18 protein-coding genes are annotated in these 20,689 nt (G+C 43.9%); 9 read left to right on the forward strand and 9 right to left on the reverse strand.

What is annotated here, in order from left to right; genetic code table 11:
• Positions 1-47: 47 nt before the first annotated feature.
• From P404_RS0112940 to P404_RS0112960, 5 genes are all read left to right on the forward strand, one after another.
• A complete protein-coding gene (locus P404_RS0112940) occupies positions 48-428 on the forward strand; it encodes a DUF1516 family protein (RefSeq protein ID WP_026830979.1) in 381 nt (126 codons plus the stop codon).
• Between the two features lie 153 nt (positions 429-581).
• A complete protein-coding gene (locus P404_RS0112945; protein WP_014969723.1) occupies positions 582-1,580 on the forward strand; it encodes a class I SAM-dependent methyltransferase in 999 nt (332 codons plus the stop codon).
• A 106-nt stretch (positions 1,581-1,686) separates the two neighbouring features.
• A complete protein-coding gene (locus P404_RS0112950) occupies positions 1,687-3,177 on the forward strand; it encodes a phytoene desaturase family protein (RefSeq protein WP_026830980.1) in 1,491 nt (496 codons plus the stop codon).
• On the forward strand, positions 3,174-4,646 hold the full coding sequence (locus P404_RS0112955; RefSeq protein ID WP_026830981.1) for a phytoene desaturase family protein: 1,473 nt from the start codon (positions 3,174-3,176) through the stop codon (positions 4,644-4,646). The genes P404_RS0112950 and P404_RS0112955 overlap by 4 nt, the downstream gene beginning before the upstream one ends.
• Positions 4,612-5,439, forward strand: a complete 828-nt coding sequence (locus P404_RS0112960; RefSeq protein WP_026831250.1) for a phytoene/squalene synthase family protein — start codon at positions 4,612-4,614, stop codon at positions 5,437-5,439. The genes P404_RS0112955 and P404_RS0112960 overlap by 35 nt, the downstream gene beginning before the upstream one ends.
• Before the next feature lie 441 nt (positions 5,440-5,880).
• Here the strand turns inward: P404_RS0112960 and P404_RS0112965 are convergent, their stop codons facing one another.
• The 7 genes from P404_RS0112965 to P404_RS0112995 all read right to left on the reverse strand — a co-directional run bounded on the left by P404_RS0112965 (position 5,881) and on the right by P404_RS0112995 (position 12,561).
• Positions 5,881-7,353 carry a phytoene desaturase family protein gene (locus P404_RS0112965; protein WP_014969727.1) on the reverse strand — a complete coding sequence of 491 codons (1,473 nt, stop codon included), beginning with the start codon at positions 7,351-7,353 and terminating at the stop codon, positions 5,881-5,883.
• A gap of 13 nt (positions 7,354-7,366) precedes the next feature.
• On the reverse strand, positions 7,367-8,443 hold the full coding sequence (locus tag P404_RS0112970) for a glycosyltransferase family 2 protein (RefSeq protein WP_026830982.1): 1,077 nt from the start codon (positions 8,441-8,443) through the stop codon (positions 7,367-7,369).
• A complete protein-coding gene (locus P404_RS0112975) occupies positions 8,440-9,138 on the reverse strand; it encodes a lysophospholipid acyltransferase family protein (protein ID WP_034774526.1) in 699 nt (232 codons plus the stop codon). The genes P404_RS0112970 and P404_RS0112975 overlap by 4 nt, the downstream gene beginning before the upstream one ends.
• Positions 9,107-9,862 (reverse strand): carotenoid biosynthesis protein, encoded by a 756-nt coding sequence (locus tag P404_RS0112980; protein ID WP_026830984.1) that lies wholly within the window; start codon positions 9,860-9,862, stop codon positions 9,107-9,109. The genes P404_RS0112975 and P404_RS0112980 overlap by 32 nt, the downstream gene beginning before the upstream one ends.
• A 121-nt stretch (positions 9,863-9,983) precedes the next feature.
• A complete protein-coding gene (pssA, locus tag P404_RS0112985) occupies positions 9,984-10,730 on the reverse strand; it encodes a CDP-diacylglycerol--serine O-phosphatidyltransferase (protein ID WP_201723121.1) in 747 nt (248 codons plus the stop codon).
• A gap of 21 nt (positions 10,731-10,751) precedes the next feature.
• A complete protein-coding gene (gene ybaK, locus P404_RS0112990; protein ID WP_026830986.1) occupies positions 10,752-11,219 on the reverse strand; it encodes a Cys-tRNA(Pro) deacylase in 468 nt (155 codons plus the stop codon).
• Entirely contained in the window at positions 11,179-12,561 is a 1,383-nt protein-coding gene (locus P404_RS0112995; RefSeq protein ID WP_026830987.1) for an MATE family efflux transporter, read from the reverse strand. The genes ybaK and P404_RS0112995 overlap by 41 nt, the downstream gene beginning before the upstream one ends.
• A 197-nt stretch (positions 12,562-12,758) precedes the next feature.
• Here P404_RS0112995 and P404_RS0113000 point away from each other — a divergent pair, with 197 nt between their 5' ends.
• The gene (locus P404_RS0113000) at positions 12,759-13,532 is read left to right on the forward strand and encodes an enoyl-CoA hydratase/isomerase family protein (protein WP_026830988.1); all 774 of its coding nucleotides are present in this window, start codon (positions 12,759-12,761) and stop codon (positions 13,530-13,532) included.
• A 78-nt stretch (positions 13,533-13,610) separates the two neighbouring features.
• Here P404_RS0113000 and P404_RS0113005 read toward each other — a convergent pair whose 3' ends face one another.
• Complete coding sequence (locus P404_RS0113005) at positions 13,611-14,762, reverse strand: cation:proton antiporter (protein ID WP_026830989.1); 1,152 nt, start codon at positions 14,760-14,762, stop codon at positions 13,611-13,613.
• 119 nt (positions 14,763-14,881) lie between these two features.
• Entirely contained in the window at positions 14,882-16,669 is a 1,788-nt protein-coding gene (locus tag P404_RS0113010; RefSeq protein WP_026830990.1) for a glycoside hydrolase family 13 protein, read from the reverse strand.
• A 457-nt stretch (positions 16,670-17,126) separates the two neighbouring features.
• On the opposite strand from P404_RS0113010, the gene P404_RS0113015 reads away from it, so the two are divergent.
• The 3 genes from P404_RS0113015 (at position 17,127) to P404_RS0113025 (ending at position 20,687) form a co-directional block, all read left to right on the forward strand.
• Positions 17,127-18,386: an extracellular solute-binding protein gene (locus tag P404_RS0113015; protein ID WP_026830991.1), complete on the forward strand. Its 1,260-nt coding sequence runs from the start codon at positions 17,127-17,129 to the stop codon at positions 18,384-18,386.
• Positions 18,387-18,501: 115 nt separating this feature from the next.
• A complete protein-coding gene (locus tag P404_RS0113020) occupies positions 18,502-19,854 on the forward strand; it encodes a carbohydrate ABC transporter permease (RefSeq protein WP_026830992.1) in 1,353 nt (450 codons plus the stop codon).
• On the forward strand, positions 19,854-20,687 hold the full coding sequence (locus P404_RS0113025) for a sugar ABC transporter permease (protein ID WP_012369657.1): 834 nt from the start codon (positions 19,854-19,856) through the stop codon (positions 20,685-20,687). The genes P404_RS0113020 and P404_RS0113025 overlap by 1 nt, the downstream gene beginning before the upstream one ends.
• Positions 20,688-20,689 lie beyond the last annotated feature (2 nt).

A 20,689-nucleotide genomic window follows, 5' to 3' on the forward strand; every position in this document is an offset into this window, starting at 1 on the left:
TGAAAATCAGCTACGATAAATAAGGAATGATAAAAGGGGGAACAAAAATGCCGATTACTGCATTTGTATACACACACGTCTTATTATGGGTTTTATTGTTGGTCACATTTTTTGTTGCGTTTTCGATGTATAAGAATGGTAAGAGTGCTGCTAAGGGCGTACACATGGCGTTTCGTTTGTTATTGCTGTTGACGTTCGCAACAGGTCTTTACCTGTACATCAAGATCATGGGAATGTCTGCTAATCCAGATGGCTTGTACCATGCAAAGATTACAGCAGGAATTCTTGTTTTGATCTTTGGTGAGTTGACACTCGTTCGTCTGAAAAAAGGCAAAGCCTATTCTGGTTTCTTGCTTGGGTTTGCTGTCCTCGTTCTTGTGACGATTTTCCTTGGGTATTCGTTGCCATACGGTATGCAATTCTTTTAAACGATACTGGGCTGTTGAATGAAGAGGTACGGATCGTTCGATTGACTGAAATACACGTTTTGTCCATTTGCGACGAAACGTGTATTTTTTTTGGTTACAATTTGTTGTTATTTGGGAAAAGGGATATATTACGCAGTCGAGAGGGGAACGCTTGTGGCACAGTTGAAAGAATGGACAAAAGTTTTCCGGGCAAGAAAATGGATGAAACGGGCAGAGCCAGTCTTACCGTTATGGCACGGGTATATTGGATACAAGTATGGTTTGTTTGACGTCCTAGGGTCAGGTGCAACGCAAGCGGAAGCACAAATCCGATTAAAACAACCGCTGACGACAGAAGCCTTGTCGCGTTGGTTTGAAGTCGGTCTAGCCGTCGGACACTTAAAAAAGAAAGATCTTCGTTACACGGCGACACGCCATGTCTTACCGGAGTTATCGAAATCAGATGATCGAAGTATCGGTTTTATGTTATCCGAGTTAATGGAATTGCATCTGCCTGCACTATTTTCCTATCCACAGTTTTTAGAAGACGGTCAACAAAAGACATTTAATGGTGAAGAACACGGGGATATCGTTGCTGAAACGTCTGCTTTAGTGGAGACCGTTGCCTTTCCTGCTGTGCGACACATTATCCGTAGTCAAAATGTGACGTCCTTGCTTGACATCGGTTGTGCCTATGGAGGGTACTTACGTAAAATACATGAAGCATTACCAGAGTTGCGACTAGCAGGAATCGATATCGAGGAATCTGTCATTGCGGAAGCAAAACGGCGAGATACGACAGGTGAAATTGATTTTGTGGTCGGGGATATCAAAAGTTTTGAAGTGAAAGAAACATATGATGGTGTGATGATGAATAACATTCTGTATTACTTCCCAAAAGAAGAACGACTTCGTCTTCTAGAAGGCGTTCGGCGTTTCGTCAAAGATGCGGGAACGGTCATCCTCGTCACGCCACTGCGGGACAGCGAGTATGGGGCTCCTTTCTCTGCTGCGTTTAACGCGTTCATGACGCTACATGACAATCTTTATCCGTTACCAGGCAAACAAGAATTGACGGAACAACTACATGCTGCCGGTTTCGAAAATGTATCGATTTCACCATTTTTGAAAGAAGGAGCTTGGTATATCGTGACTGCAAACGCCACTTCCTAAAGGAAGCTTGGCGTTTTTACAGTTTTAGGACAGTTCAAATTTGTGGGGAGTAGTATGTGATTAGTATAATAGTTAAAACAAGTAGAGAGAAAAAGGAGAGATTCGTGTGAAGCAGCGTGTAGCCGTTATTGGAGCAGGACCCGGAGGACTCGCGTGTGCGATGTTGCTTGCGGGCAGAGGAGTAGACGTGACCGTGTACGAAAAACAACCGATTGTTGGTGGACGGACATCTCGTGTACAAGTAGGTGACTATCAATTTGATCGCGGACCCACATTTTTGAATATGCCGCATATTCTAGAAAATCTTTTTACGAGTATCGGTCTAAAACTGAGTGATTATTTAGAACTGAAGGCCCTTGATCCTATGTATACGCTATACTTTAACGGGGGCAACGATCATTTCACGATGACGACGGACCGTGACCGGATGAAACAGACGATTGAACATCACTTTCCTGGAAATGGGGAAGGCTATGATCGTTTCATGGCAGAACAGGCATTGAAGCTTGCCAAAATGATGCCGATTTTACAGACGAAACACGATAAACTAACGGATTATCTGTCGCCACGTGTCATCACGGCACTGCCACGTCTCTCGTTAGGACGTTCCCTATATGATGTTCTCTCTGACTATTTTACGAGTGAAGAATTAAAATATGCCTTTACGTTTCAAGCCAAATATTTAGGGATGTCAGCATGGGAATGCCCAGGCGGTTTTTCGATTTTATCTTACATGGAGCATGCTTACGGTGTCCATCATCCGATTGGAGGAATGAATCAGATTCCGGAAGCGATGAAACGGGCAATCGAAGAATTAGGTGGAACGGTCCATCTCGATACAGGAATCAGCCAGCTGATTTTAGACGGAAAAACAGCGACGGGCGTAATACTTGAGTCGGGCGAACATGTTTTATACGATGACGTCGTCGTCGGTGCAGACTTTGCACATGCGATGAACCATCTTGTTCCGGAAGGTGTCCTGAAAAAATGGTCACGTCCGAAAATTGATCGAAAAAAATTCTCGTGTTCGACGTTCATGTTGTACTTAGGTGTCAATCAAACATTTGATGCCCCGCACCATACGATTTATTTTGCTGATGATTACGAAAAGAATGTTCGTGAGATGACACAGACATTAGAATTATCGGAAGATTTTTCATTTTATGTCCAAAACCCTTCTGTGATCGATTCGACATTGGCTCCGGAAGGAAAATCGGCCCTTTACGTGTTAGTTCCGGTTCCAAACAACTATTCAGAACTTGATTGGGCGATTGAAGGACCGAAATTACGTCGCCGCGTCCTTGATGCGCTAGAAGACCGTTCTCCGTACAAAGGGGTCGAAGCGGCAATCGAGGTCGAAGAAATGTTTACACCGGATGACTGGGAAGCAATGGGAGTCCATCAAGGTGCTACGTTTAACCTGGGACATCAACTGACACAAATGATGTATTTTAGACCACATAACCGCTTTGAAGAATTGGATCATGTGTATTTAGTCGGCGGCGGAACACACCCTGGAAGCGGACTTCCGACCATCTTTGAGTCGGCCCGGATTACAGCAGACTTATTGACAAGCGAAGTAGGTGTTGGAAAATGAAAATCGGATTTGTAGGAGCCGGTGTCGGAACGTTACATGCGGCGTTATTGTTAACGAAACGATACCCTGAAATCGAGATTACTATTTTTGAAAAGGAAACACGTGCGGGTGGACGACTTGCATCAGTCGATTTTGAGTCGGGTGGACGAATTGATCAAGGTCCGACAATCGTCTTGATGCCTGGAAAACTTCAGGAACAACTGAAGGAAGCAGGTCTGGAAGGTGTGGAACTAAAACGGATTGATCCGCTATATGATCTACACTTTGATGATGGGACAGTGGTCACGAAACAGGCAGATGTCGTCGATCAGGCGATTGCGATTGAACGTCAATTCGGAGAAGGCCGTGGTTTTCAAGAATTTATGAATCAAAAATCAAAGGATTATGACGTTAGCGTATCGAAATTTTTAGAACGGAGTTATTTCCGTAAACGTGAATTGTTGCACCCTAGTATGCTAGCACCACTGGTGAAGATGCATGCGATGGAGACGGCACATGATCATTTAAAACGTTTCTTTAAAAGTAAATATCTCAGAATGGCCTACAGTTTTCCAACTTTTTATATCGGTGGGAATCCGTACACGACCCCATCGATTTATGGTTTGATTCCTTACCGGGAGCAAGAAGAGGGTGTCTGGTACGTCAAAGGTGGTTATTTTTCCTTGGCGGAACGAATGTATGAGGCATTAATTGAACGAGGTGTCCAGTTCAAGTTTAATCAATCCGTCGAACGTGTAATGATTAGAGAAGGACAGGCAAAGGGGCTTATTGTCGAGGGGCAAGAATATCATTATGATAGCGTCGTATTAAATGGCGAATTTCCGCTGATGGAATATCTGGTCGAAGGGAAACAACCTAAAAAATATGTCCCGTCTGGTGGTACATTATTGTTGTACTTTAAGATACACGGAAAAGTCGATTTGCCAGTGCATCGTTTTTTGATGCCAAGTGACTTAAAACCCTTGATGACATCGATTTTTCAGAAAGATGAGTTGCCAGAACATCCGGCTGTCTATCTGTTTAATCCAAGTAAGGTAGATGATTCGTTAACTGAAGCGGATGACAGCGTTGTGTATGCGTTAGTTCCTTCGCCACGTGGATATGATCAGGAAAAATATGAAGCACATGGATTCATCGATCAAGTTTTAGCAAAAATCGAACAGCATCTTCCTGGTTTCCAAAGTCAAATTGCAGAAATGAAGATCCGCACACCTCAAGATGCACAAGATTTTGGATTGTATGAAGGGGGCAGTTTTGGAATCGCTCCGACGATTCGCCAATCAGCTGCTCTAAAAACCCAAGCAAAACCGTATGCTGATATTGAACGGTTGTATGCAGTAGGCGCATCTGTCCATCCGTGTGGAGGCGTTCCGATCGTCATGATGGGAGCGACATTACTTGTCAATCGAATGGAACAAGAGATGAGGTGGAAAAATGGATACAGTGACGAACGCATACGTAGTATGTGAACAGACGATTCAAAATGGGTCAAAAACCTTTTATAAAGCCTTTTCCCTATTACCGAAACAAGATCGGATGGCCGTCTATGCGATTTATACGTTTTGTCGGTTTCTTGACGATACGGTGGACGAGTCAGCGACGCCAAAAGAAAGCTTAGCCGAATTCTTGGAGGAATTTCGTCAGTTCCGATCGGGTCAACACATTGACAAACCACTCTGGATTGCGCTTTCTGATGTATTTACTAGATATGAGATGGATGAAACACCATTTTTGGAATTAGCAGAAGGTATGCGGTGGGATATTGAGAAAAACCGCTATCATTCTTTGGAAGAAACAGAAAAATATAGTTATTACGTCGCGAGTACGGTCGGTTTGATGTTACTCCCGATCCTTGCACCAGGACAACCTGAGTTACGAGATTCAGCAATCCAGTTGGGCATTGCGATGCAACTCACGAATATTTTGCGTGATGTCGGTGAGGATGCGAAACGAGGTCGCGTCTATCTTCCTGAAAATTGGATGGACGAATATAGTGTCACGACAAACTCCTTACTAGCAGGAACCCCATCCGGAGACTTTGCTGGTCTTTGGGAAGCATTGGCGTTCCGAGCCGAACAACTGTATGATGCAGCGACTCCGTCTTTTGAACAGTATCCGAAAGAAAGTCGTCGGGCATTAAAAGTAGCGGCTTTACTTTATCGTGGTATTCTAGATGCGGCGCGCGATAATCAATATGATGTTTTTACGAAACGTGCCTACGTCAGTCGTTGGCAAAAAATGAAATTGCTCGCAACGATTTGATGTCACTGCTTAAAAACTCCATAAAAAAAAGACCTTGGCGGGGACCAAGGTCTTTTTTTATTGAGTTTAGACCGGGGAGTCTAAACCTGATCTGTGTGTACATGATCGGATACATACTTCCAACAAGGCAGGTCAGCGATCCACGGGGATGAATCTGTTGGTGATTGAGCTGCCTGTAAACTAGTCAGGATGAGACGATCTAAGGGGGAACGTCGTAAGTCATGCCGAGTAGTTTACGGTGGTGTATCTTCTGAACAAGTGGGTCTTGAACAAGCTATCAAGACACAACAGATATGTTAAGTTCCTAAACGCTTTTGACTCGGGGAAGTCACCATGCGCTTGATTGAGGATGTGGGGTCAATCACTACCTCTTGAACTCGAAGTAATCGTATCAAATCTAAGTTGTCCGTACAAGTAATTGATATGCAATTCACATAACGTTCACAGGGTGGAAGCGACGGCGGACACGATTCGTTCGCTTGCCAGTTTTCCTGAAAGCGTCACCATTGGACTGCCACCACCGGGATGCGTCGATCCACCGGCAAAAAACAAATTGTGAACATTCTTTGAACGGTTGCTCGGACGCATGAAAGCACCACGCGTTCCGTTCGATGAAAGACCGTACAGTGAGCCGTGATATGCTGAAAATTTCTGTTCGATGTCTTGTGGTGTGATCCGTTGCTCAAACAGAACATCAGACGTAATATCGATGCCGAAGTGCTGCAGACGCTGATCAATGATCTTGTCATACGTGTCAAAATCGATGATGGGTCCTTTATGGGTAGCAGGGGCATTGACGAGCACAAACAAATTATCACCGGCAATCCCCATTTCCGGTGCAGTGACCGAAGAGTTGGAAATATAAATCGTTGGTTCCTCCGCGTAACGGTGTTGATCAAACAGTGCCTTGAACTCCGCTTCATAATCGGAAGAGAAAAAGACATTATGATGTGCCAATCCCTCGATGCGACGTGAAAGTCCGATACAGCGGACATACGCAGAAATCGATGGTTCCATCTGGGAGGGGGTTGGATTTTTAAAGTCCGGTCGGATCGTTTCTGAAATCAAGCGAGGATATTGCGTCAGGAGATCCCCGTTTAAGACGATGAAATCAACGGACAGATAATCGATATGATTTAGTTCGATTTCTGTTGCCAGCTGGTTCGTGACTTCGATTTGTGTCACTTCTTCTCCTAATCGGAAGACGACACCAAGTTCGCGTGCACGACGGGCAAATCCTTCGGCAATCGCAGTGTTTCCTCCGTGCGTGAAGTAGACACCGTCATTGAGTTCAAGATGAGCAATCAAACCAAATGTTGCCGGTGCCTGAAACGGACTACTGCCAATATAAGTCGCATAGCGATCAAGTGCTTGGATCAGCTGGGGATCCTTAAAATATTTTTTGTGTAGCCCATGTAAGGTCTTTAACGGGTGTACTTTCGTCATATCGCGTAACAAAGAAAAATTGAAATAAGAATCGATATTAACGAAAAATTGTTGTTTAGCAATCTGGAAAAGGTGTGCGACTTCTTCTTGATAACCCGTGATATCGTTTTTAGCGAGCTGCCCGTTCGTGAAGCGGTCGACTTCGGTTCGCATAGCTTCGCGTCCAGTCGCAAACGTCAAGGTCCGACCATCTGGAAAATGGTTGACGGTATGACGTGCCAATTTTTCAAATGTAAAATAATCATCAGGGTCTGCACCCGACTCTAAGATGACAGATTGAAAAATTTCAGGCATCGTGATGGTGTTTGGACCAAAGTCAAAACGATGACCGTCCGCGGTAATGGGCATCATCTTTCCACCAATATGTTCGTTGCGTTCGATGACAGTGACCTTAAATCCTTTTGAAGCGAGGGAAATCGCGGCACTTAAGCCACCTAACCCCGCACCAATGACTGCAATATGTTTCATACGTAACGCCTCCTTAAGAATATGTCCGACCTTTCCAACTGATTTCCCTTTTCTTGAGTCTTCGAATCATTGCCGTTGCGAGCAGTACTACATAAAGGACCGTCGCCACCGGATGCCAAAACCAGGCATGAGAAATTTGAGCATTTCGGTCAATCCGGTAACGGGCTAACAAGAGGAAGAATAATGCGCCAATCGTGAAGAACGATGGGAACAAGATGGCCAGTGGTAAGATGGTGGCCTGTGCGAGATAAAATAGAAGAAAATAGCTGCCGATCAAGTACGAATCATTCATCCCCCGAAAGACATTTTTCAGAAAACCTTGCCAGACATCAGGATTGGTCGCATACATATCACAGCTGACGTATGGAGCAACATGAACGAGGGTCGTCGTGAATCCGTTTCGTTTGAAGGTCCGACACAGTTCTAAATCATCGACGAGCGCCATTTGAATGGATTGATGACCACCAACTTGTTCATAGGCTTGACGTTCCACTAAGACGACCATCCCGTTTGCAGCGGCAAACGCAGGATGTTTGACTTTCCGGAAGGGGATGGGAAGATGTTGCGCAATTAACACATGTTGCATTGGAATCAGACATTTCCCTAAAAAAGTCGGAACAGGAAACGAAGGAAAACCGGATAAAAAGACAGCTCGTTCTTGTTTCATCGTCGCATACAGTTTAGGGATCGTCTCTTTTGTCAACGTGATGTCGGCATCTAAAAACAACAGATACTCTTCTTTTGACGCCAAAGCGAGTTGGTGGCAGGCATGGACTTTTCCGGCCCAACCAGTCGGTAAGTCAATCCCGTCAATCATCGTGAAACGGTCATCTGCGCCGATCTGCTCGAGCAACAAATCGCGTGTCCGGTCGGTCGAACGGTCTTCATATAAATACACATGTACATTAGCGTGGAGTGCTTGTTTCAGTGATGTCATTAATTTTTCGACATTTCGTTCTTCGTTTCGAAGTGGAATGCAGACCGCAAGACTTGGAGGTGCAACGGGTCCTGTTAGCTTTGGTAAAAATGCTAGATTGAGGAACGTGTAAAGACAGACTAAAACAGAAAAGATAAAAATACCTATAATCATTTTCGGATGGCCTGTAACCACTGTTCTGTTTTGACGGGCAGTGGATCCTTTCGTTCAGTTAAAAGTTGATACGCGGTTGTCTGTCCTTCAATCGCATCAGAGCGGACATCGTCATAGAGCGAAGTCATCGCATCCGTTAAGTATTGCATTTGGACGGATGAACGATCGTTAGGCAATTGAATCTTTCGCGTTCGAATGTAAACATCCGGTTGTTGCTCATGCCCAAACGAATAATAAAATGAAAACAAGGAAATCGACGGAGCACTTTTTGCTAAATGGGTCGCTCCACTGCTCAACTTGAGTGGCCGTTCTTCTTGATGTCGTTCTTCACCTTGTGGAAACATCCAGACGCTACTGCCGTTGGCCAGTTGATCCTTCGCATATTGAAGGCTTTGTTTAATTTCTTTATATGAGCTGCGATCGATTGAAAATCCACCGAGCCGTGTGAAAAAAGGAAACCGTGCGAGTCCTTGTTGGTCGATCATGACGTAAGGGTCATGATGAAGAGTTGTCTGATCGAGGTGGAACAAAATCATTCCATCCCACCACGAACCATGAGTCGCAAGCATTAGTCCCGGTGTCGGCAAATCATCCGCCCGGTATAAGATACGATGAAATTGTTTTCGAATCAAACGTTGTTTGACATAGAGATGAAAAGTGTACTCAGCTAATTTGTTTTTGTTTGCTTTTTGCAAAAAGAATACCTCCTCGTGTGAGCCAATACGTGAGACCGGCGAGGAGACTAATCATCGTGACGCCGTAAAGTCCCGCAACACCTGCCGTCAAACCGAACAATGCATGGAGCATTAAGAATAGATACTGATTGTTTCGTTCCAGTTCCGCGAGGGTGACTTTTTGTTCGAACCGAGCAAGCAGTAGTGAGAAGAACAGGGCCGTCCCGTACCAACCAAAGAAGTTTTGGGTCGGGATATCGTAATACAAACCACCGTCTTGCCAAAGCCAATACGATTTGACGTTTGCAGCAACGGGGTCGATCGCTAAATCCAACCAGACTGCAAACAGCGGGACTAAGATCACTGTGTTATAACGAAACGGAAACCGACGTGAGAAGGCAAGGCTAGCTCCCATGACAGATAACCAGGCGGCGCCGATCGTGATGGGTACACCAAGCAGTTGAACACCAAAGTCCGCTTCATAAGCATATGTACCAAACGGCCAACCGGTGTGTACACCAATGGACTCGATCCCGATTGACCCAAAAAAGATGACTGGAATGATGAAGCGACCTTTTGGGAGGACGTCCCATAAGTAAAGGGCGGCATACAAACCAGAGGCGAATAAAAAGACCGCATTTGCCCATTCAAGCCAAGGAGGAAGTAACGAAAAACCAACTAAAATCAAACCGATGACAAACCAAATCGTAAAAAATAACCAGAGACGTTTTTGAAAAACATTCATAGTGTCTGTCCTCCATATCCAAGTATTCTGATGTAAGTATACCTGTACAAAAGGGAAACGAGCCAGAAATGAGGTGTGATTGCAATAATCAAAAAAAAACAAACCGGGATACGGTCTGTTTTTAATCGATTTGATGATTTTTTTGTTTTTTCTTCTTGATGAAAGAAAATAGCAGGAACGCGACATAGAGAGGAACGGCGACAAACCAAAACGTCGACCACTCATTGCTTCTCGCAATCATGACATAAGTAACGTAAAGCAGCGTAAAAGTGATGACGAAGGTATGTCGTGGAACCGGAATGTCTTTAAAGCTTGGAATCTTCACACGACTGACCATGAGGAAAGCGAGTGCAGTGAACACAAGCGGAACCATCAAATCATTCATTCGTCCACTGAACAGCGTGACAACGGCCAACATGCCTCCGGCAGCGGTAATCGGTACACCGGAAAAGTAGGCAGAAGCTACGTTTGTTGCTGAAAGGTTGAAGCGTGCTAAACGAAACGCTCCAAATAAAGGGAACAAAGCTGCAATCAATAAACCGATTTCTCCAAAATCATAAAAATAAGTGTAATAAGCCATCATAGCGGGGGCGACACCAAACGTCACGACATCAGCAAGTGAATCCAATTCCTTTCCGAAGTCGCCTGCGACGCCAAGCATCCGGGCAATTCGACCGTCCAAACTATCGAGCATCATCGCAATGACAATCAGTAAGGTCGCATTTTGAAAGTCTCCTCGAGCAGCCATGACAATGGCAAGAAATCCACAGTATAAATTTCCGAATGTAAAGAGATTCGGAATCGAGTTACGTACACGTTCTTTCCACAAAATGATTCCTCCTGCCACATCTTCGATACTATCCATCATATCATAAATTTCCAGTACGTATCAGCGGTTCGTGAAGAGAATCCCATTCGTGAATGTTAGAAAATCGTCAGGAGCTAATTTAATCTGCCAGCCACGTTTACCAGCGGAAATGATCATATAGGATTGACCGACTGCCCGATCCGATAAGAGGACGGGAAATGTTTTTTTAGCACCAATCGGGGCGACACCTCCTCGGATGTACCCCGTCAGTCTCATTAAATCGTTCATAGGCACCATTTGTACTTTTTTTGTGGAAAGCGCCAGTGCTACCGCCTTCAAATCTAACTCTTCTTCTCCAGAAATGACGGCAAAAACATGTTGTTTTTGGTCTGTTTCTAAAACAAGAGTTTTAAAAATAGATGAAAGCGGGTAATTAATCTTCCTAGCCACATTTTGAGCGGATAAATCCTTTTCATCGACAGTGTAAGAAAGCAAATCAAATGGAACATCAGATTGCTTCAGAAGTCTTGCGACGTTCGTTTTGCTCATGTTGATCTCCTTTGACGACAGCATATTGTGCCCATTTCCGGCTGTTCCAACGTTTCATGGCGAAAATTCCGCGGAACCATTCATCGGCAGAGAAGGCGATCCAAATACCAAGTAGTCCAAGTCCGTACTGAAGTCCAAGTGTATAACTGAGGACAACGGCGATTCCCCACATCGAAAGGATACCGATGGCTACCGGGAAGCGGACGTCTCCGGCTGATTTCAAAGTTCCCATGAGTACGATATTCATGGCACGGCCCGGTTCGAGGATGACACTTGCCCAAAGCAATGGAATGCCGATGGCGATGATTTCAGGACTTGAAGTAAATAAAGACATAATCGATGTTCCGAATGAAGCGAGAGCTACAGCAGAAACAAAACTAGCAAACACCGCGATTTTTAATGTTTTTACAGCACGTTTGTGTGCTGCTTCAAATTGTTGTGCCCCCACTTGGCGGGCGACAAGCAATTGTGTTCCTTGTGCAATCGCTAAAGTGAATAAGAAACAAAGCATCGTAATGTTTGAGACGTAAACACGTGCAGATAGGGCGGACTCGCCAATCGTCGCAATGAACCCGGTAATGATGAGTTGAGAAAATTGGTACGAGACGCCTTCGCCAGCAGAGGGAATGCCGATATTCATGATACTTTTGATATCACGACGATTAATTTGAATTAAATCTTTTAGTTTGAAACGTAATGATAGTTTGCGGTAAACGACGAAAAACAGAAGGACGACTGCGACTGTCCGAGCGATGACGATTGACCAAGCGACACCGGCAACACCGAGTACGGGAATACCAAACAGTCCGAGGACGGCGATGACGTTACCGAAGGCACTGACAAAGTTCATCAACAACGTGACATACATAGCATTTTTCGTAAAACCATGACTTCTTAAGATGGCACCTAACGTTAAGGAGATAGCTTCTAAAAACAAGAAGAGACCAACAATCTCTAAGAAGGTTTCGCCGTAAGCTAATGTTTTTCCTTCTAATGAGAAGAAACCAAGTAATTGTTTGCCGAACAAGGCAACGAGAACAGAAATGATTAAGCCGATATATAAATTAATGGAAAAAGCAGATCGTGCAGTTTGACGAGCATCCTGGACTCTTCTAGCTCCCAGGTATTGTCCGATGATAATCGTAGCTCCAACAGACGTAATGTTAAATAAAATGATGAAAATATTGAGTACCTGATTGGAGACACCTACGGCAGCAGCTGCACTGTCCGAATAGTAACTAAGAATCAGGGTGGCGATGATTCCTAGGCTCATATGAAGCGCGATTTCAATGAATAGTGGCCAAGTAATTTGGAATAATGATTGTTGTTTAGCTGTTTTCATAAAATAAATTCCCCTTTAAGTCCTTAAAACGTATTGTCTTTCTGTATCTTTTGGAAACTATACGCCTTCAATTTTCATAATGAAAGAGTAAAAACAGTCCTTTCATAAAAAAGTAGGAGATTTAAAAGGATTTTCATAAAACATCACGAATACATCATAATGAATTGATATTCATTTTTAGGATGGAGGGGAATGGAGTGAAAAGTGAGGTCGATTATCTAGTAAAAGGGCACATCGCGACGATTACGTTGTCACGTCCTGAACGATTAAATGCGCTCACATCGACGCTTTTGACAGAATTAGCAGAATCAATCGAAGAAGCGAATCAAGATGAAAGTGTTCGGGTAATTGTTATGACGGGAAAAGGACGAGGATTTTGTGCCGGACAAGATTTAAAAACTGTCCAACCTGGCATGGATCATGGTGAGTATTTAAAGAATTATTATCATCCGGTCATTCGAGCGCTGGCAACAACAAATAAACCAACCGTTGCCGCTATCAATGGTGTCGCTGCAGGAGCAGGTCTTTCCTTGACGTTAGCGTGTGATTTTCGGCTTGTACGGGAGGATGCGAAACTATCTTTAGGATTCATCAACATTGGGTTGGTACCTGATGCGGGAGCACCTTATTTCTTACCACGATTGATTGGAAGTGCCAAAGCATTGGAACTGGCCTTATTAGGTGAGACGATTACAGCGCAGCAAGCGTATGATTATCATTTAGTGACAAAAGTCGTCGAAGCGGAACAGTTTGAAGATGAGGTAACTGCTTTTTCAGAATTTCTTTCCAATCGCCCAACAAAAGTCATCGGCTACATTAAACAATTGCAGGCGGCGAGTTCAGAATCGACGTTAGAAGACATGTTGGCTCAGGAAATCATCTATCAATCGCGTGCGGGTAAAACGGAAGACCACCAACAAGCAGTTCAAGCTTTTCTTGAGAAAAAAGCGCCGGTTTTCGTCGGGCGTTGACGAAACGGTTCTTATATAATAATTCTATCAAAAACGAGACCTTCCGACTATTTAATCGGAAGGTCTCGTTTTCAGCGCTTATTGCATCTTTTGTTTGATTTTCTTAGCGGTCGCATGTGTTCGATCGGTCAATCTACTAGAAATACGGAACAACATGATCCCAAGAAAGGCGGATACAAAAATGTACAGACCAGTCAAGGTCACAAAAGCTCCACTAGCAAGCGTAATGAATAAAATCGAAAATTCTCCACGCGGTCCTAAACAAAACCCGGATTCAATCGCATGGTAGTTAGAGAGTCCAAACGATCGTCCTCCTAGGAAACCAACAAGGAACTTCGACAAAAGTCCCCAGACGACAAGGGCAAAGAAAAACCAGTCTAATGGAAGTCCTTCCGTCATCTCAAACGACATTCCGAATGAAATAAAGAATAATGGTAAAAGCAAATCTTGAAATGGTGTTACAAGCCGTTTTAAATAGCGCGTCTCTTTGATTTCCGTCAATAAAATCCCGACGATGAATGCACCGAGGACTTCGGACAAACCAAACATGATCCCAATTCCTGAAAAGGTCAAAATTAAGCCGATGATGCCGATTCCGGCGTCTGGATGACGATAGAGAGAGTCAACGACTTTGGATTTTTGACGAATGAAGACGGTTAAAAAAATCAAAGCACTGAACAAGAATACAAAACCAAGGAAAATCGTTCCGACCTTCATGAAGGTGAATTCTTGTGTTCCGAGGACAAATGGAGCTGTTGTTAACAAAAGTGGGGCCGCCAAGTCTTCAAAGATGAGCAAAGAGAGTACGAAGCGATTCACATCTTTATGTTTATCAGGTTCACGATCGAGTAAGCGGGCTGAAATCGAAGAACTTGTCGCATACAGGACACAACCGATTAAAAATGCTTCCGGTACAGAAAAACCAAAAGCTAACGTTAAAAGGAAAGTACCACCAAAAGATAACAAAAGATCAATCAGTCCCGCTTTCCAAATGTTTCGGAACTGAATAATCAAATCGGCGACAGAAAACTTTAAACCGAGCAAAAAAAACAGAACAATGATACCCGCTTCTCCACCAAGTTTTAGTTCTTCAGGAAGATCGAAATAAAGACCAAGTACAATCCCGATTAAGATGAAGGCTAAGATGCTTGGAAGATGAAACCGTTCGCTCAGATAACTGACGGCAAACAGACCAATCAAGATGAGTCCAGTGTAAAAAATTAATTCCATGAGAGAAGAATCACCCCTTTCTTATTTTTATTTACCCTAAATTGAAAAAATAAATGAGCTTATCATACAAATGAAAAAAGACAGTCTTTTCGCAAAAAAGCGAAAAGACTGTCTTCAGATCAAATGACTTGAATAATTGTTCCGGTATACGGAGCAAGTGTCACATCCAATGAAGGAAGCGGCGTGTTCGAAAAGAGATCCATGCCTTGTCCAGCCTGAGGAGCTGGAATCGTTGCTTGGTGGTTTGAGTTGTTGAAGTAGACATAATAGGTCCCATCTTGACTCATTCGACGCATGACGATGGTATTGGTTTCATCGTCAGCGTGGACAAAGGAAATATGTCCGTGATTGGCCAGTGTCTTATGGTGGCTTCTCAAATGAAGCAAATGTTTTGTATACATCAACAGATTTAAATCCTGTTCTGCAGTATCCCAAGGCATACACTTTCGGCAACCTGGATCTTGATCGCCACCCAGTCCGATTTCGTCACCATAGTAGATGACCGGGCTTCCAGAGAACGTCAACATCGATAATAAGAGTAACCGCATTTTATTTTTATCATTGCCGGCTCGTGTCAAAGCCCGTGGCGTATCATGTGAGCCAATCAAATTAAACGTCACTTCGTTGACATTCATCGTATTCGAGAACAGGACATGCGACATATCATTGGCATAGGCAGAAGCGGTCGTCTTATCGAGAGCAAAGAAGTTTAAGGCAGCGTTCGTAAATGGATAGTTCATGACGGCATCGAATTGATCGCCGAGCAACCATTCTTGGGAGTCGTGCCAAATCTCTCCAAGAATATACGTATCGGGATTCGCTTCTTTGACGACGTTTCGGAAATCGCGCCAAAAGGCATGATCGACTTCGTTCGCGACATCTAATCGCCAACCGTCGATCCCAAATTCTTCGACCCAATAACGAGCGACATGAAGCAAGTAGGCTTTTACTTCCGGGTTTTCCGTATTGAATTTTGGCATTTCCGGGACAAACGCAAAAGTATCATAGTTGGGCATAGGTTCTGTCACCAGCGGGAAGTTACGCAGGTGGAACCAATCTCGGTAAGATGAATTGCTACCATGTTCTCGAATGTCAGCAAACGCCTTGTGGTGGAAACCAGCATGATTAAAGACGGCATCAAGCATGATTCTGATTCCTTTTTCATGGAGCAGATCCACCATTTCCTTGAACTTTTCTTTTGTTCCGAATTGAGGGTCAATCTCGAGATAATCAATCGTATCGTATTTATGGTTTGATTTGGCCTCAAAAATTGGGCAGAAATAGATTCCTGTAACGCCTAACTCTACGAGATAATCAATCTTATCAATCACACCTTGAAAATCGCCACCGAATAGATTGGTCGTCGTCGGTTCAGTACTGTTCCAAGGCAGTGTGCCGGCAGGATCATTGGCCGGGTCACCGTTCGCAAAACGATCAGGGAAAATTTGGTACCAGACCGTATCTTTGACCCAGTCAGGTGCATGAAAGACGTCCACTTTATTCAAATAAGGGACACAGAAGTAGTAGCCAGTATCATCTAAAGGTTTTTCATCAAACCAGCCACGTTCTGTGAAAACATGGCTTGACTGTCCGTCGTGTAGGCGAAAACCATAGCGGAGACGGCGAAATGGAGGAATGACATCGATGAACCAGTAATCAAACAGTTCATCAGAACCACTGCGTGTCATCGGAGTCTCGAACGTATTCCAGTAGTTAGCCTTAGACGGATCAAAATTCCAGTCAGCATCATCTGGATTTTCAGTATGCCAATCGTACGGGTCACCCCAGATCAACTCGACGTGATTGACATCATTTTTTTTAGTTTGTAATCGAATGTGAATGGTTTTTTCATCATATTTGTAGACGAATGGAGACATGGCGCGGTGGAAAACGGCTTCTTTCAGCATTGTGGTCACTCCCTAAGTGCAATCGCTTGCATTATAATGTAATAGTCCTCGACCTAAGAATAGTGAAGCGCTTTCTTAAAGTCAATTGGAATTCAAGAAAAAGATGACGGATTAAACAGAAGACGCGTATACAATGCAATCGATTGCACCTGTTTGTGCAAAAGGTCTAAATGTAAACGTTTTCTTTTTAAATCGATTTTACTAATACAGACAAACCGTTTTCGAAAAAAATTTTAAATAATCTTTTTGAAATGTAGGAAAATATTTAATAAAAAGGACTTGTCAAAAGGATTTTAGATTGTATAATAAAAATGTAAAGGTGATGCAAACGTTTTCATAAAACGCTTACAACCCCTCGGTTGTTATCACGAGAAAATGGTTGTGCCTTTATGCAAACGTTGTGCATCAGAACTTATCATTCGTACGTTAACTTGGGGAGGAATTTTCAAACATGGAAATCAAAAAATTAGTAGCAGGTCTTTCGGTATCTGTCATGGCAGTCGGTGCTCTTGCAGCATGTGGTGGTGGCACGGATTCAGGTTCTTCGGACACAAGTTCAGAAGGCGGAAAAAAACCAGCTAAAATCGTCATCTGGGAAGATACAGAAAAAGCTGAAACAACAAAAGCAGCTGCTAAAGCGTTTGAAGAAAAAGAAGGCGTCAAAGTTGAAGTCAAAGAAGTAAAAATGACGGATCAACAAAAGAAAGTCGCTCTTGACGGTCCTGCTGGAAAAGGTCCTGACATCATTCTCCTTCCACATGACCAAATCGGAACAGTTGTTGACCAAGGGTTGATCGCTGAACTCAAAGACGGCGAAAAAGCACTTGAGCCATTTATCGATACAGCGAAATCAGCAGTAACGTTTGACGGAAAAGTATACGGTTATCCAAAAGCAGTCGAAACACCAATTCTTCTTTTCAACAAAGATGAGTTAAAAGAAGCACCTGCTTCAATGGATGACTTGTACAAGATTTCAACAGATCAGAAAAAAGACGGCAAATACGGTTTCCTCGCACTTTGGGATAACTTCTACTTCGCACACGGTCCGATTGGTGGATACGGTGGATACGTCTTTAAAGATAACGGTGGAAAACTTGATCCTGCAGACATCGGCCTCAATAATGAAGGCGCAGTCGAAGGAATGGACTACATCGGCAAATGGTACAAAGAAGGTCTCTTCCCGAAAGGTTTGATCGGCGGTGGCGGTGGTCAAGCAATGGACCAATTGTTCGGCGACAAAAAAGCAGTCGCAGTCATGAACGGACCATGGGCAGTCGCAAGCTACAAAGAAAAAGGTATCAACTTAGGGGCAGCAGCTCTTCCGAAGCTTCCTAACGGCGAAGCAATCAAAACATTCGTTGGGGTAAAAACATATGCCGTTTCAGCATACTCAGAAAACGCAGAGTGGGCTGAGAAGTTCCTCGCATCACTCACTGGCGAAGAGAATGCCAAAGCGATGTTTGAGAAATACAACGAGATTCCACCAGTAACAGCACTTCAAGAAGATGCAACGATCAAAGACAACGAAGTCGCAGCAGCTGTCTTCGCACAATCTAAAGATGGTGTTCCAATGCCGAACATCGCTGAGATGGGTCAAGTTTGGGAGCCGATGGCAGCAGCACTTCAACTCGTTGCAACTGACAAACAAGATGCCCAAAAATCAGCTGATGATGCTGTCAAACAAATCAAGCAACAAATCGAAGCAAACAATCAGTAATCAACTGAATCGATGAGACAGAATTAAAGAGAGGGGGATCTTCGATTCCCCCTTATCTTTATGGTTGGAAGAGAAGCCTGAGGTCAGACATGACCTTTGGAAAGGAGAACAGACGATGGCGGCCATTGCGACACCAAAACCAACAAAGACACCAGAACCTAAAACGAATCACCGGACGATTGCGGCGGTGATATCGATCGTTCCTGGATTGGGGCAACTGTACAACAAACAATTTTTAAAAGGCGCGACTTTTTTTATCGTCGTTCTATCGTATTTTTTAGTTAACTTCGAACTGTTTTTTAAAGGAGCTGGGAACGGTCCTGGAGATCGCGGTGCGATTTGGGGATTGATTACACTCGGTGAGGTACCAGGCGTAAGGGGGGATCACTCGATCTTCTTGATGGTCGAGGGAATCATTGCATTGATTCTGCTTGTGTTTGGTATCGCCATTTACGTCTGGAACTTTATCGATGCGTATCGGATCGGTAAGCTCCGTGATATGGAATTAGAAGTACCTTCTTTGAAAATGCAGCTCCGGAACTTCCGTGATAATGGATTCCCGTATGCCATGCTGATTCCATCGTTGGTTCTCCTAGTCTTTACGGTCGTCTTACCATTGATCTTTACATTTTTGATTGCCTTTACGAACTACAAGTTCAATAACTCACCACCCGCAAAACTCGTCGACTGGATTGGAATTCAAAACTTCTTGAACATCTTTACAGTGGATATCTTCCGAGACACGTTCATCAGTGTATTAGGATGGACCTTGATTTGGACAGTCGCTTCGACAACCGGTGTCATCGCGATCGGAATCGGTCTTGCTGTCTTATTGAATCAAAAAGGCTTAAAGGGAAAACGATTCTTCCGTTCGATTTTGATTTTATCGTGGGCAGTACCAGCGTTCATCACGATTTTGATCTTCCGTTCGATGTTTAATGAAACGTTTGGTGTCTTCAATACGACATTACTTCCGGCAATCGGATTAGACGGTGGTGTCGAGTGGATGACGGATCCGACCTATACACGACTCGCTTTGATCGGTATTCAGTGGTGGCTCGGATTCCCGTACATCATGACGTTGACGACGGGTATCTTACAGTCGATTCCAGAGGATTTGTATGAAGCAGCGACGATTGACGGAGCGACTTCAGGCGAAAAATTCCGTTTGATTACGTTACCGATGATCTTGTTTGCAACAGCACCGATCTTAATCACGCAATATACATTTAACTTCAACAACTTCAACATCATCTATCTCTTTAACAACGGGGGACCGGCTGTTCCGGGTCAATCGGCTGGCGGAACGGATATCTTGATCTCCTGGATTTACAAACTGTCGCTTGGTTCGAATCCGCAATATGGATTTGCCGCAGCGATTACGCTCGTGTTGTCGTTCTTTATCATGACGATTGCCGTCATTCAGTTTAAACGTTCAAAATCATTCAAAGATGAGGATATGATCTAATGAGAAAACAAAACCGAATCAATATGGCGTTGTCATACCTCATTTTGACGATCGCCTCGATAATTATCGTGTATCCACTGCTATGGGTTGTCGGGACATCACTGAACCCGGGGAAAAGCATCACTTCTGATATCTTCCCAAGCAATCCGACATTGATCCATTACTTTGACTTATTTGATGCGACACAAACGGATTACGGCATGTGGTACTTAAACACTATCAAAATCGCTGTGATTACGATGGTTGTCTCGGTGGCATTGATTACGTTGACGGGATACATTTTTTCACGGTACCGGTTCGTCGGCCGGAAAAATTCACTGATCTTGTTCCTCGTGCTGCAAATGGTGCCACAATTCGTTGCCATCATCGCGATCTACGTCTTGTTGAACATGTTGCAGTTGTTTGATACACATTTGGCATTGATTCTCCTCTACGCAGGTGGCGCGATTCCGATGAATACGTATCTTGCAAAAGGATATTTTGATACAATACCAAAGGAACTAGATGAAGCGGCACGGATGGACGGGGCAGGACATCTTCGGATCTTCTGGCAGATCATTCTTCCACTCGCTAAACCAATGGTCGCGGTTATCGCCTTGTTTAACTTCATGGCACCATTCAACGATTTCATCTTGGCATCACTCGTTCTCCGTTCACCGGAGAAACAGACGTTAGCCGTTGGACTCTACAACATGGTTTCAGAGCAATTTGATAATAACTTCACATTGTTTGCGGCAGGTGCCGTGTTATCAGCAGTACCAATCGTTCTCCTGTTCTTCGCTTTCCAGCGCTTCTTCGTATCTGGACTGACAGCAGGTGGAACGAAAGGGTAATC

Origin of the sequence: Exiguobacterium antarcticum DSM 14480 (assembly GCF_000685865.1) — a bacterium.
Lineage (GTDB): Bacteria > Bacillota > Bacilli > Exiguobacteriales > Exiguobacteriaceae > Exiguobacterium_A > Exiguobacterium_A antarcticum.

What these genes read in the sequence shown, in the direction of transcription:
- P404_RS0112940 (WP_026830979.1), top strand. Translation starts at nt 48, where the DNA reads ATGCCGATTACTGCATTTGTATACACACACGTCTTATTATGGGTTTTA.
- P404_RS0112955 (WP_026830981.1), top strand. Translation starts at nt 3,174, where the DNA reads ATGAAAATCGGATTTGTAGGAGCCGGTGTCGGAACGTTACATGCGGCG.
- P404_RS0112960 (WP_026831250.1), top strand. Translation starts at nt 4,612, where the DNA reads ATGGATACAGTGACGAACGCATACGTAGTATGTGAACAGACGATTCAA.
- P404_RS0112965 (WP_014969727.1), bottom strand. Translation starts at nt 7,353, where the DNA reads ATGAAACATATTGCAGTCATTGGTGCGGGGTTAGGTGGCTTAAGTGCC.
- P404_RS0112970 (WP_026830982.1), bottom strand. Translation starts at nt 8,443, where the DNA reads ATGATTATAGGTATTTTTATCTTTTCTGTTTTAGTCTGTCTTTACACG.
- P404_RS0112980 (WP_026830984.1), bottom strand. Translation starts at nt 9,862, where the DNA reads ATGAATGTTTTTCAAAAACGTCTCTGGTTATTTTTTACGATTTGGTTT.
- pssA (WP_201723121.1), bottom strand. Translation starts at nt 10,730, where the DNA reads ATGATGGATAGTATCGAAGATGTGGCAGGAGGAATCATTTTGTGGAAA.
- ybaK (WP_026830986.1), bottom strand. Translation starts at nt 11,219, where the DNA reads ATGAGCAAAACGAACGTCGCAAGACTTCTGAAGCAATCTGATGTTCCA.
- P404_RS0112995 (WP_026830987.1), bottom strand. Translation starts at nt 12,561, where the DNA reads ATGAAAACAGCTAAACAACAATCATTATTCCAAATTACTTGGCCACTA.
- P404_RS0113005 (WP_026830989.1), bottom strand. Translation starts at nt 14,762, where the DNA reads ATGGAATTAATTTTTTACACTGGACTCATCTTGATTGGTCTGTTTGCC.
- P404_RS0113010 (WP_026830990.1), bottom strand. Translation starts at nt 16,669, where the DNA reads ATGCTGAAAGAAGCCGTTTTCCACCGCGCCATGTCTCCATTCGTCTAC.
- P404_RS0113020 (WP_026830992.1), top strand. Translation starts at nt 18,502, where the DNA reads ATGGCGGCCATTGCGACACCAAAACCAACAAAGACACCAGAACCTAAA.
- P404_RS0113025 (WP_012369657.1), top strand. Translation starts at nt 19,854, where the DNA reads ATGAGAAAACAAAACCGAATCAATATGGCGTTGTCATACCTCATTTTG.